Origin of the sequence: Hymenobacter norwichensis DSM 15439 (assembly GCF_000420705.1) — a bacterium.
Lineage (GTDB): Bacteria > Bacteroidota > Bacteroidia > Cytophagales > Hymenobacteraceae > Hymenobacter > Hymenobacter norwichensis.
The window spans coordinates 95,816-108,849 of record NZ_ATVL01000009.1; the positions used below are offsets into that span (position 1 = coordinate 95,816).

6 protein-coding genes are annotated in these 13,034 nt (G+C 58.3%); all 6 read left to right on the forward strand.

The genetic code is table 11. The features are described from left to right. Window positions 1–30: 30 nt before the first annotated feature. A complete protein-coding gene (locus tag G536_RS0115420; RefSeq protein WP_026880232.1) occupies window positions 31–3,156 on the forward strand; it encodes a SusC/RagA family TonB-linked outer membrane protein in 3,126 nt (1,041 codons plus the stop codon). Between the two features lie 20 nt (window positions 3,157–3,176). Next, a complete protein-coding gene (locus tag G536_RS0115425; RefSeq protein WP_026880233.1) occupies window positions 3,177–4,916 on the forward strand; it encodes a RagB/SusD family nutrient uptake outer membrane protein in 1,740 nt (579 codons plus the stop codon). 402 nt (window positions 4,917–5,318) lie between these two features. After that, entirely contained in the window at window positions 5,319–8,408 is a 3,090-nt protein-coding gene (locus tag G536_RS28195) for a SusC/RagA family TonB-linked outer membrane protein (protein WP_022824508.1), read from the forward strand. Window positions 8,409–8,476: 68 nt separating this feature from the next. Next, on the forward strand, window positions 8,477–10,015 hold the full coding sequence (locus G536_RS0115435; protein ID WP_245575843.1) for a RagB/SusD family nutrient uptake outer membrane protein: 1,539 nt from the start codon (window positions 8,477–8,479) through the stop codon (window positions 10,013–10,015). 60 nt (window positions 10,016–10,075) lie between these two features. After that, window positions 10,076–11,107: a glycoside hydrolase family 43 protein gene (locus tag G536_RS0115440; protein ID WP_022824510.1), complete on the forward strand. Its 1,032-nt coding sequence runs from the start codon at window positions 10,076–10,078 to the stop codon at window positions 11,105–11,107. Between the two features lie 6 nt (window positions 11,108–11,113). After that, a complete protein-coding gene (locus tag G536_RS28200) occupies window positions 11,114–12,994 on the forward strand; it encodes a glycoside hydrolase family 35 protein (RefSeq protein ID WP_022824511.1) in 1,881 nt (626 codons plus the stop codon). Window positions 12,995–13,034: the final 40 nt, after the last annotated feature.

Here is a 13,034-nt window from a genome sequence, read left to right on the forward strand (position 1 = left end):
TATTTCCCACCGCTTTTTCTTGGAATCTATATGCATAAAATAGTACTAACTATGGCCGCCTGCGGCGCGTCTCTGCTGATGGGCCCCGTGGCGCAGGCGCAGGGCCAGGTGGTGCGGGGCGTGGTGTCGGATGGCAAGCTGCTGCTGCCGGGCGTTACCGTCATCGAAAAAGGCACACCTGCCAATGGCGCTTCCACCGATGCCGAGGGCCGCTACCAGCTCACGCTACGTGGCAAAACCGGCGTGCTGGTGTTTAGCTTCATCGGCTACGAGTCGAAGGAAGTGCCTGTGGGTGGCCAAACTGCCATCAACGTGTCGTTGCGCTCCAGTGAGCAGAAGCTCAACGAGGTAATGGTAGTGGGCTTCGGCGAGCAGAAGAAGATTACGTCTACGGGTTCGGCCAGCTCGGTGAGCGGGCGCGAAATCCGGGAGAATCCTACGGCCAGCCTCCAGAACTCGATTGTGGGCCGGATGCCGGGCTTCTTTTCGCAGCAAACTTCGGGGAGGCCCGGCCAGGATGGAGCGGCGTTCTACATCCGGGGCCAAAGCTCCTACAACGGCAACAACCAGCCGCTTATCATCGTCGATGATATTGAGTACACTTACGAGCAGTTCTCGCGCCTCGACCCCAACGAAATCGAGAGCTTGACCATTCTCAAAGATGCTTCTACTACGGCTATTTACGGGGTACGTGGCGCCAACGGCGTAATGGTGGTAACCACCCGCCGCGGGCAGAGCGGGCCGCCCAAAGTGAGTGTCCGGCTGGAAAGCGCCAATCAGCAGCCCACCACGCTGCCCAAGTACCTGGATGCCTACCAGAGCGCCTCACTCTACACCCAGGCCCAAATCAACGACAACGCCGCCAACCCCAACCCCAACTTCAAACCGCGCTTCTCAGAAGAGGATTTGCGCTTGTTCAAGACCGGCGAAGACCCCTACGGCCACCCCAACGTGAACTGGCGCAAGGTGCTGTTTCGGGAGTTCAGCCAGCAGTACCGCGCCAACCTCGACCTCTCGGGCGGCACCGACCGGGTGAAGTACTTTGTATCGGCGGGCTACCTCTATCAAAACGGGCTGCTGAAGGATTTCGGCAAAGGGCAGGGGGTCAACAACAATTTCTTCCACCAGCGCTACAACTACCGCTCGAACCTGGACATCAGCGTCACCAAGTCCACCGATGTGCGGGTGGATTTGTACGGCAACTTCGCGCAAACCAACGACCCGGTTTTTGCTAACATCCAGGGCAAGCAGGACATTTTCTACGAGTACAGCAGCTTCTTAGCGCTGTCGCCGTTTGCCTACCCGATTTACAACCCTGACGGCTCGTACGGCTTCAGCCAGTGGCAGATTGACCAGACCGGCTACAACGCCAACAACGTAGTCGGCCGCCTTACCAACTACGGCTACAGCCGCACCAATTCCAACAACATCAACGGGATTGTGTCGGTGAAGCAGAAGTTGGACTTCCTCACCAAAGGCTTGCAGGTAACGGGCCGGGTGGCCTACACCAGCGACTACGCCTACGGCCGCGGCATGAACCGGAGCGAGTTTCCCTCGTTCATCTACGACCCAACCAAGCCCGAAGACGACCCCACGGCCTACCGCCCGCGCGACCCCAACGTGTACCGGGTGCGGCGTTTTTTCCTAAGCTACGGCGCCGGTAGCACCCGCCGCGTGCTCAACGTGCAGGGCATTCTGAACTACGACCGGACCTTCGGTAAGCACCACGTAACGGGCCTGGGTTTGCTGAACCGCAACTCGGTATCCGTAGCCTCCGGCGACGTGGTGTACAACTACATTCCCAACAACTTCCGGGGCTACTCGGGCCGCTTCGGCTACGATTACGCGCAGAAGTACCTGCTCCAATTGAATGCCGGCTACAACGGCTCGACGCGCTTCACCAAGAACAACCGCTACGGCGTATTCCCAGCCATATCGGGCGGGTGGGTGCTGTCGGAAGAAGGGTTCTACAAAAACCACATCAAGGCCGTTGACTTCCTGAAATTCCGGGGCTCCTACGGCATTGTGGGCAACGATGCGCTGGGCTCGGGCTTCAGCTACTACTACCAGCAAACCTACAACACCGCCGGCGGCGTGAACCTGGGCTACTCCAGCAACAACTACGGCGGCATTGAGGAAGGGCGGCTGGCCAACGAAAACGTAACTTGGGAGAAGGAGCGGAAACTGGACGTAGCCGTGGAATTCGGGCTGTTCAATAGCGCGGTTACCGGCAACGTCAACTACTTCAACAACGAGCGGTACGACATCCTGACCAACCGGGGCACTATTTCAGCCATCTTCGGGCAGGCGCTGCCGCCCGTGAACCTGGGCCGGGTGAATAACCGCGGCATCGAATATGAACTGGCCTTCAAGAAGCAGCTTACTGCCGACTGGATGGTAGGGGTACACGGGCAGTATTCCATTGCCAAAAACAAGGTGCTATTCCGCGACGAGCCCCAGCAACAATATGAATACCAGCGCTTTACCGGCAAATCTATCGGACAGGAACTGCTGTATGAGTCCATCGGGTTCTACCGCGACCAGCAGGATATCGACAGCAGCCCTACCACGCCCGTTCCGGCCCGCCCCGGCGACCTGAAGTACAAGGACCTGAACGGCGACGGAGTTATCAACGAGTTCGACCGGGCCGTGGTGGGCTTGCCTAACCTACCCACCAACGTGTATGGCTTCGACTTCAACGTGCGCTATAAAGGTATTACCCTCAGTGCGTTGTTTCAGGGAGTGCACGGCGGCAGCACCCGCCTGATTCGGGAAGGTATCAAGGCGTTTGCTTCTAATCTGACGGAGGTTCACACCAAGGCCTGGACCCCCGAGCTAGGCGACGCGGCGCAGTATCCGCGTCTCACGCTGCTGGCCGGCCTCAGCGACGCCGACGTGTACTCTTCCACGTTCTGGCAGATTCCCAACGACTTCCTGCGCATGCGCAACGCCCAAATCAACTGGGACTTGCCGGCCAGCTTCACGCAACGCCTGGGTATTCCGCAGATGCGGGTGTACGCCAACGGCTCCAACCTGCTGACGTTTACGCAGCTAACTAAGCGCTACGAGGTGGACCCTGAAATCTCGCTTGGTAATGACCGAGTAGCCTATCCGCCGCAGCGCGTGCTGAACCTGGGCGTTAGCGCCACTTTCTAATGACTTCTGGCTTCCCATCCATGAAAAAGATATTCCCTTACTTGCTCGTCGGCTTGGCTGCTGCCTCGTGCAAAGACTCCGACGACTTCCTGGAGCCCAAAACCAATGCCCTGAGCGAGGAAACTGTGTTTACCGACAGCATCCGGACCATGGGCTTCCTGTCGCGCATCTACAGCAGTTCTGGCTACAGCTTCGACAAAGGCCGCTGGAACAGCCACGGCAATAGCGAGCAAGCTACCGACGACGCCGAATATTCCTACAGCGGGGCTTTCCAAGTGGCCGTAATGCTCTACAACGGCTCCGTGAGTCCCCTGGCGTTCCAGTCCAACGGTCTGATTGCTGATATCTGGAACATTCCGTACGCCAACATCCGCCGTACCAACCTGTTTCTGGAAAAGCTACCTACCACGCCGCTTTCTGCCCCAACCCAGCAGCGGGTGGCTGCTGAGGCGCGCTTTCTACGGGCCTGGTACTATCATCACCTGCTCATCAACTACGGCGGTGTACCCCTGATTGGGGACAAGGTGTTTGAAATCAGCGACTTTCCCGACTACCCGCGCAGTTCCTACGCCGACTGCGTAGACTACGTGGTGAGCGAGCTGGACGCCGTGGCGGCGGTGCTGCCTACCGTGGCGGGCTACTCCGAGCAGGACTACGGCCGGGCCACCCGCGGCGCGGCCCTGGCCCTCAAGGCGCGGGTGCTGCTGTACGCGGCCAGCCCGCTCTTCAACGGCGGCGCCGAAACCACCGACCCGGCGCTGGCCGCTATTGTCAGCTACCCTACCACCAGCACCACCCACTGGCAGCGGGCCGCCGATGCGGCGCTGGCCGTTATCAACTCCCGGCAGTACTCGCTGCACACCGACGCCACCCGGCCCGGCAACGGCTTTTACCAAGTGTTTCTGCGCCGCGTGAATCCGGAGTACATTTTTGCCGTGAATCGGGGAGCGAATAAGGAGTTCGAGATTTTCTATCTGCCCGCCAGTCGGTCGGGGCAATCCAACTCCATGCCCACCCAGAACCTGGTGGATGCCTTCCCGATGAAGAACGGCAAGGCCATCACCGACCCTACCTCCGGCTACGACCCGCGCAATCCGTATGTGAACCGGGACCCCCGCTTCGGGTACAGCATCATCTTCAACACGTCGCGGTACTTCCTGCAATCGTCGGGGCAGCAGGCGGAAGTATTGACGTATGATGGGGCGCCGACCGACGGGTTTACGGCCGCCGGGCAGCGCACCGGCTACTACAGCCGCAAAATGTGTGACGAAACTCTGGCTGCCAATAGCCCTGGCAACACCGAGCGAGGCTGGCCTTTGCTGCGCTACGCCGAAGTGCTGCTTAGCTACGCCGAAGCCATCAACGAAACCGGCCAAACCGCCCTGGCCTACGACAAACTAAAGGAAATCCGCAGCCGCGCCGGTATTGATGCCGGCACCAACGGCATGTATGGTCTTACGCCCAACATGACTGTAGCGCAGATGCGGGCCGTGATTCAGAATGAGCGCCGCGTGGAGCTGGCCAACGAAGACCATCGCTGGAATGACATTCGGCGCTGGAAAATTGCGGTAGCTGTGAACAACGGTTTCAATAAGCGCATGCAGATTACGCGCGGCGGTACTTCGCCGAACTTCACCTACACGTATACCGTCACCAACTCGGTGCGGCAGCACGTGTTCCGGCCCAACCAGTACCTGATGCCCATCACCGACAGCGAGATTCGGAAGATGCCAGCCATGCTGCAAAACCCCGGCTACTAACTAGGGATACCAGCCCGGTTGGAACTGGCTTGGCAGGAAATCAAAGAGCCACTATACCTGCAAGGGGAGGTGGCTCTTTTGTGTGCTGGTGGCCTTAACCCAGCAAGAAGAATTGGGGTTAGTGAGGACTTACACTATATGAATAGTATCGCCAAGTGGGGAAGCAGCGGAAAAGTTGCTAACGGCTAGCTAAGAGCCAGTGATGCAAACCTTCAGGCGAAAATGGCCCCCTGTTTTGCCGAAAACGGAGCCTGTGCAGCAATTGGTAAAGGGCTAGTTTTGAGACAAGAGCAGAATAAAGTTAAAGTGGCTTCAATGAGTTGCCAACATGTTGCTTTTTTCCGTCCTATCTGAGCCCCTCAACCTCATCTTCCCACATTTGCTGGCGCCCGCCATTTTGGTATGCAATTGAAACCTTTACTTCTCTGCGGAACGCTGGTGCCTTTGCAGGCGGCCTTGGCGGCTCCCACCCACGGTAACATTTCGACCACCAAACCTGCCATTTCTACCGCTGCTCCACTAGCCGACGTAACCATTACAGGCCAGGTTAAGGATGAGAACGGAGCAGGGTTGCCCGGCGTGACGGTAGTGGTAAAAGGCACCACCATTGGCACGGGCACCGATGCTGATGGTCGGTTCACGTTGGTAGTACCCGAAACCAATGCCAATGGCACGCTGGTAATTTCGTCGGTGGGCTATCTGGCGCAAGAAGTAGCCATTGGGGAACGTACCTCGTTTACGGTGCAGCTCAAAACCAATGCGCAGGCTCTAAGCGAAGTGGTGGTAGTGGGCTACGGTACCCAGAAACGCTCTGACGTAACGGGCTCGGTAGCCTCAGTACCAACGGACCGCTTGGAAAAAATTCCGGTTTCCAACGTGGCGCAGGCGTTGCAAGGGGCCGTAGCAGGCGTGCAGATTACGGCGCCATCTAGCGTGCCAGGCAGCCAGCCCAACATTCAGATTCGGGGGGTGCGCTCCATTACGGCCGGTACCAACCCGTATTTAGTAGTAGATGGGGTGCCGTTTCCGGGCAATCTCAACGACATCAACCCCAACGACATTGCTTCGATTGAGATTTTGAAAGACGCCTCCTCGACGGCCATCTACGGTACGCGGGGCTCCAACGGCGTAATTCTGGTAACCACGAAACGCGGCAAAACCGGCAAGCCCCAGATTCGCTATAACGGCTACGGCGGCCCCGAGTACATGGTCAACAACCTGCACCCACTCGACGGGCCGGCGTTTTCCGAGAAATGGCAGGAGTTCACCCGTCAGCGCGGCATCAACCTCACGCCGGTGCCCAACACCGGGGAGCTGGACAACTACAATGCCGGCCGTACCACCGATTGGATGGACCTAATTAAACAGCAAGGCTCGATTCAGGACCACAACGCCTCCATTTCGGGGGGTACCGAAGACGTGAAGTACTTCGTGTCGGGCGACTATTTCAAGCAGAAGGGGATTATCAAGGGCTACCAGTTTCAGCGGATCAGCTTGCGCTCCAATATCGATGCTAACCTAACGCCTTGGCTGCGCATCGGTACTTCCTCGTTCTACTCCACGTCCAACGACAATGGCGGCCGCGCCGACCTAAGTCTGGCGCAGGTGCTCAGTCCGTATGCCACGCCGTTCAACCCCGATGGCACCTACACTATCTTCCCCCAGCCGCCCGAGCAGCTAGTTAAAAACGCCTTGCTGGGCTTAACCACCCAGCGCGAGGACCGTGTAAACCAGCTCACGGGCACCGCCTACGCCGAGGTGGAACCCACCTTTGTACAAGGCCTGAAATACCGGGTAAACGCCACTTATTCGTACCGGCCTGGTCGCTTTGCCAACTACAACGGCCGGCCGTTTGGTGATTTGCGCGGCACCGCCCAGCTCGTCAACGATGAGCGCCAGAACTACACGGTGGAAAACCTGCTGTTCTACAACAAAACCATCGGCAAGCATCGCTTCGACGTAACGGCCCTCTATAGCGCCCAAGAAAACCGCTATTTCACAACCAGTGAAACGGCCACGGGCTTTATCAACGACCGAATCGGCTTCAATAGCATTGGCTCGGGCTCTAATGCACCCGTTATCAGCTCGTTCAGCGACCGGCGTACCCTGGTATCACAGATGGGCCGCATCAACTACAACTACGACAGCCGCTACCTGCTCACTGTGACGGCTCGGCGCGACGGCTCGTCGGTGTTCGGAGCTGATGCCAGTAAGTACGCTACTTTCCCCTCTATTGCCTTGGGCTGGAACGTGGCCAACGAGGCCTTTCTGAGAGATCAGCAGACAGTAAACCTGCTGAAGCTGCGCTTTTCATATGGTACTACCGGCAACGAAGGCATCAACCCTTACCAGACCATTACGGGCAATGCGCTGCTGCAATACGCCTACGGTGGGGTGGCGGCCACGGGCCTGCGGGCTGACCGCATCGGCAACTCGCGGCTGAAGTGGGAGCAAACCACTAGCGCCAACTACGCCGTGGACTTTGGCCTCCTCAAAAACCGCCTGACTGGTACCGTAGAATACTATAATGCCAAAACCGAAGACCTGCTGCTGAACCGTCAGATTCCGATTATCTCGGGCTATGGCACCATTCTCGACAACGTGGGCTCGGTGCGTAACCAAGGCATAGAACTGAGCTTGACCACGGCCAACATTCAGACTCCTGATTTCACGTGGGAAACGACGCTGAACGCCTCTGGCAACCGCAACAAGCTGCTGAGCCTAGGCTACACCAGCGCCGATGATATCGGTAACCGCCTTTTCATTGGCCGCTCGCTGGGGGCTGTGTATGATTACGTGAAAACCGGCGTGTGGCAGCAGGGCGAAGACCCCACCGGCAAGGATGCCGGCGCCAAGCCCGGCGACCTGAAGTTTGAAGACCTCAACGGCGACGGTCAAATCACGAGTGTTGACCGCAAATACCTCGGCACGACTTTTCCTAAATGGCAGGGCGGTATCACCAATACCTTCACCTACAAAGGGTTCAGTTTACGGGTATTCATTCGGACGGTACAGGGAGTGCTCAAGAACAACAACAATCTGAACTTCCTGGACCTAGGCGGCCGCCTGAATGTGCCGCGTGAGGTCGGCTACTGGACGCCCCAAAACCAGAGCCAAGACCGCCCTGGCCTGAGCTATATCAACCCCCGCGGCTACGGTTTTCCTACCAACGGCAGCTTCACGCGCCTTCAGGATGTAACCCTGAACTACGCTTTTCCGGCTCCACTAGTCGAAAAGCTCAAGTTGGGTACCTTATCCGTGTATGTAAGTGGGCGCAACCTCTACACCTGGACCAAGTGGGTGGGCTGGGACCCGGAGCAGACCTATACCCTCGGCAACGGTACTGGCAACATTGACAACCCGGTTAGTCTGCTTACCTCGTCCACCAACTTTAGCCCTACCACCAGCGTCAATAGCGGCGCGGCGGGCTCCAACCCGAACTTCCCCACTGTGCGGACGTTCGTGTTCGGCCTCAACATCGGTTTGCGCTAACCCTTCCCACCTGATCTAGCATTCTGAATATGAAACGTTTTGCATTAGCATGTACGGTTTTGCTGGGTATGTCCCAGCTGATTAGCTCCTGTAAAGAGGATTTCCTAGATGAAAATCCGCCCTCGCTCTACACGCCTCAAACGGTGCTCGTCGATTCGCTGGGCTTTGAAGCCGCCATGGGCGGTTTGCAATCGGTGGTGCGCGAGCAGTACACCCGCTCCGACGAGCAAGGCTTGCTGGGCATGATGCAGCTTGGCACCGACGTAGCCATTCCCGGCCAGGTGCAGGGCGCGGAAATACCGTATTACAACTACACGCTGCTCAACTCGCAAGACCGGGCCTCAGATGTGATGTGGAGTTGGGCGTATCGTACTATCAACAACGCCAACCAGATTATTCAGGCCGCAGAAACGGCCCCGGCCACGTTGCGGCAGGGGTATAAAAACCGCATTAGCGGCGAAGCGCGCTTCTACCGGGCGTACGCCTACAACTTCCTGGCCACCCTGTGGGGCGACGTACCCTTAATTGAGCAGGCTATTTCTTCGCCGCGCACCGATTTTACTCGTACCCCGGTGGCAGAGGTTAATATTTTCATCATCAATGATCTGACCACCGCTATTCCGAGCATGCTGCCAGCTAGCCAGGCTATTTCCGGTCGTATCACGCGGGGTGCGGCTCAGCAGTTGCTCGGCGAAGTGTATTTGCGCGCCAACCAGCCGGCTTTGGCCGAAACGCTGTTGCAAGCCGTTATCAGCAGCGGACAATACAGCCTGATTCGGGCCCGCTATGGGGTGCGCGCCTCGTCGCCCGGCGACTATTTTGCTGATATGTTCATCATTGGCAACCAGCGCCGTAGCCAAGGCAACACCGAACTGATTTGGGGTATTGAGCAGCAGCTATTAGTACCGGGCGGCACTACCAGCGCCCAGCAGCGCCGTATGTGGGTGCCCGCTTACTACAACATCCGGGGCATGGCCCTCGCCGATTCGCTCGGTGGCCGGGGGCTAGGCCGTCTGCGCCTCAGCAACTGGGTGGATTATCGCCTGTATTCCACGCAGGACATGCGCAACTCCAAGTACAACCTCAAGCGGCGCTTTTATTACAACGACCCTGCCCAAACCGCGTTATTTGGCCGGCGCGTAACGGGCCTGGTGGGTTCGGATACCATCTACAACATCACGCCTTACACCACCAAGTGGAACCAGTTCGACCCGGCCGACACCTTCGGCTTCGGTACCATCAAGGACCTGACCATGATGCGCTTGGGTGAAACTTACCTACTGCTAGCCGAGGCGCAGCTCAAGCAGGGTAACACTACCGGGGCCGCTGCCAGCATCAACGTGCTGCGCACCCGTGCCCAGGCTGCGCAGGTATCGGCCAGCGACATCACGCTGGACTTCATTCTGGATGAGCGCGCCCGCGAATTGATTGGGGAAGAGCAGCGCCGCATCACGCTGGTGCGCACAGGTACGCTCATCTCCCGCACCCAGCGCCTGAACGGCGCTTCGGTTACGGGCTTAGCCACCAAGCACCAGTTGTTGCCCATCCCGCAAACCAGCATCGATCTGAACAGCGGCGCTGTTTTAACTCAAAATACTGGCTATTAATCTGCTAGATAGCAGGCCGCTACCTAGCAGTAGTGGCCCCTGCCAAATACCTTGTATTAAATGATGAAATATGTATTTCCGGCCTTGCTTGGGCTATGTCTGGGGGTGGTGAGTGCCCCGGTTGCCATGGCCCAAGGCCCGTCGTCGGTTGCTGCAACAACGGCGGCGGGCTTTCGGCCCGGCCAACTCTGGTACGACACCGAGGGTAACGTCATCAACGCCCACGGCGGCGGGGTCCTGCTGGTGGGCAAGACGTATTACTGGTACGGCGAGAAGCGCGCCCAGCACGAAGAAGAAGGCGTGAACGTATACTCTTCTAAAGACCTCTACAACTGGAAGTACGAAGGCGTGGCCCTCACACCCTCCACCGACCCGCAGCACGATATTGCGGCTGGCTGCCTGATGGAGCGGCCCAAGGTTGTCTTCAACAAGAAGACTGGCAAGTACGTGATGTGGTTTCACCTGGAGCTAAAGGGCAAAGGCTACAGCGCCGCCCGCGCCGGCGTGGCCGTGGCCGACAAGCCCACCGGTCCCTTCAAATACGTGAGCAGCTTCCGGCCCAACGGCAACATGTCGCGCGACATGGGCCTGTACGTGGACGACGATGGGGCAGCGTACCACATCTACTCGTCAAGGGAAAATTACGATTTGCGCCTAGCTCAGCTTTCGCCTGATTATCTGACGGCTACCACCCAGGACACGCTGCTGTTTGCCAACCACCGCGAGGCCCCGGCCTTGTTCAAAACCGGTGGCAAATACTACCTCATCACCAGCGGCTGCACCGGTTGGGCGCCCAACCAAGCCACCCTGCACGTGGCCGATAAGCTGTTCGGCCCCTGGACGTTAGTGGGTGACCCCATGACCGGCCCAAACGCCAAGCTCACCTACGGCGGGCAGTCAACGTACGTGCTGCCGGTGCCGGGTAAGAAAGACGCCTTTATCTTCATGGCCGATAAATGGAACCCCAAAGACCTAAAGGACAGCCGCTATTTGTGGCTGCCAATCCAGTTCAAGGCCGGCCAGCCTACCATCGATTGGATGGACCAGTGGGACTTGGGGTTCTTCACGAAGGTATCCACCAAACAGCTATAGCTCGTTATGTATAAGCACGTTGTAGGCGCCCTGCTACTCGCTAGCCTGGGGCTGGCCCCGGCCACGCAGGCCCAAACCAAACCCGTTGCCCCCAAACACACCTTCGCCCTCGGCGACGAAAATTTTCTGCTCGATGGCAAACCGTTTCAGATGATTTCGGGCGAGCTGCACTACCCGCGCATTCCGCGCGAGGCGTGGCGGCACCGCATGAAAATGGCCAAAGCCATGGGCCTGAACACCATCGGGACCTATGTGTTCTGGAACGTGCACGAGCCGGAGCAGGGCAAGTACGATTTCAGCGGCAACAACGACATTGCCGCCTTCGTGAAGATTGCGCAGGAAGAAGGCTTGTGGGTGGTGCTCCGGCCTAGCCCGTACGTGTGTGCAGAATGGGAATTTGGTGGTTACCCGTACTGGTTGCAGAAGGATAAGAGCCTGGTAGTCCGTAGCAAAGACCCCAAGTACCTAGCTGCGTATGGCCTCTACCTGAAGGCCGTGGCCCAGCAGCTGGCGCCGTTGCAAGTCAACCACGGCGGGCCGGTGCTGATGGTACAGGTGGAAAACGAATACGGCTTCTACGCCAGCGACAAAGACTATCTGGCCCTCAACCGTAAGATGTTTGTGGACGCCGGCTTCGACGGGCTGCTCTACACTTGTGACCCCGGTGAGAAAGTGAAGGAAGGCCACCTGCCCGGCTTGCTGCCCGCCGTGAATGGTTGGGATGACCCGCGCAAAGTGAAGCAGCTGGTGCGCACCTACCACGAAGGCAAAGGCCCGTACTACATTGCCGAGTGGTACCCGGCTTGGTTTGACTGGTGGGGCACGCCGCACCACACGGTACCGGCCTCCAAGTACACGCCCCGCCTCGATTCGGTGCTGCGGGCGGGCATGTCTATTAATATGTATATGTTCCACGGGGGCACTACCCGCGGCTTCATGAACGGGGCCAACTACAAAGGCGAGGGCACCCGCTACGAGCCCCAAACCAGCAGCTACGACTACGACGCGCCGCTAGACGAAGCCGGCAATGCCACGCCCAAGTTTCTGTCGTTCCGCAGCGTGATTGAAAAGTACCTGCCGGCTGGTACCAAGCTGCCGGCCGTACCCGCTGCCAAGCCCACCATGCGCACGCCGGTTATCAATATGGCGGCTGCTACGAACCTGCTGAGCGTGCTGCCCAAGGCCATAGTTAGCGCGCAGCCCCAGACGTTTGAAGACCTGAACCAAGATTACGGCTACGTGCTCTACCGGACCACGCTGCCCGGTGGCCGCACCGGCACGCTCCAGCTCAAAGATCTGCGCGACTACGCCGTGGTGCTGATAAACGGCCAGCGCGTAGCTACCCTGGACCGCCGCCTGGAGCAGGATAAAACGGAAATCACGCTGCCGAAGGGCACTGTCACGCTGGATATTCTGGTGGAAAACCTGGGTCGCTTGAACTTCGGGCCGTTCCTCAATCAGAACCGCAAAGGCATCACCGAGCAGGTTAGTTTTGCGGGCACTGAGGTGAAGAACTGGCAGCACTTCCGCCTGCCATTCAACGACATCAGCAAAGTAGGCAAGGCGCCCGCCGGCAAAGCTGTTGCTACTGCCAACGGTCCGGTGCTACGGCGCGGCTCCTTCACGGTAGCCACCCCCGCCGACACCTATTTTGATATGAGCCAGTGGGGCAAAGGCGTGGTGTGGCTGAACGGCCATAACCTAGGCCGCTACTGGGAAGTTGGTCCTCAGCAAACCCTATACGTTCCCGCCGAGTGGCTGAAAAAAGGCACCAACGAAGTGGTAGTGCTGGAAATCCTTAAGCCGCAGCAAGACAAGCTAGTAGGCTTGGAAAAACCGATTCTCGACGTGGTGAAAGCCGACGGCGAAGCCCGGCGCACCAACTAAACCTACAAATGCCTGATCCACCTGCGGGGAGCGTCACCTC

Excerpts from the sequence above, each read along its gene's own strand:
- G536_RS0115420 (WP_026880232.1), top strand. The coding sequence starts at position 31 with ATGCATAAAATAGTACTAACTATGGCCGCCTGCGGCGCGTCTCTGCTG.
- G536_RS0115425 (WP_026880233.1), top strand. The coding sequence starts at position 3,177 with ATGAAAAAGATATTCCCTTACTTGCTCGTCGGCTTGGCTGCTGCCTCG.
- G536_RS28195 (WP_022824508.1), top strand. The coding sequence starts at position 5,319 with ATGCAATTGAAACCTTTACTTCTCTGCGGAACGCTGGTGCCTTTGCAG.
- G536_RS0115435 (WP_245575843.1), top strand. The coding sequence starts at position 8,477 with ATGTCCCAGCTGATTAGCTCCTGTAAAGAGGATTTCCTAGATGAAAAT.
- G536_RS0115440 (WP_022824510.1), top strand. The coding sequence starts at position 10,076 with ATGATGAAATATGTATTTCCGGCCTTGCTTGGGCTATGTCTGGGGGTG.
- G536_RS28200 (WP_022824511.1), top strand. The coding sequence starts at position 11,114 with ATGTATAAGCACGTTGTAGGCGCCCTGCTACTCGCTAGCCTGGGGCTG.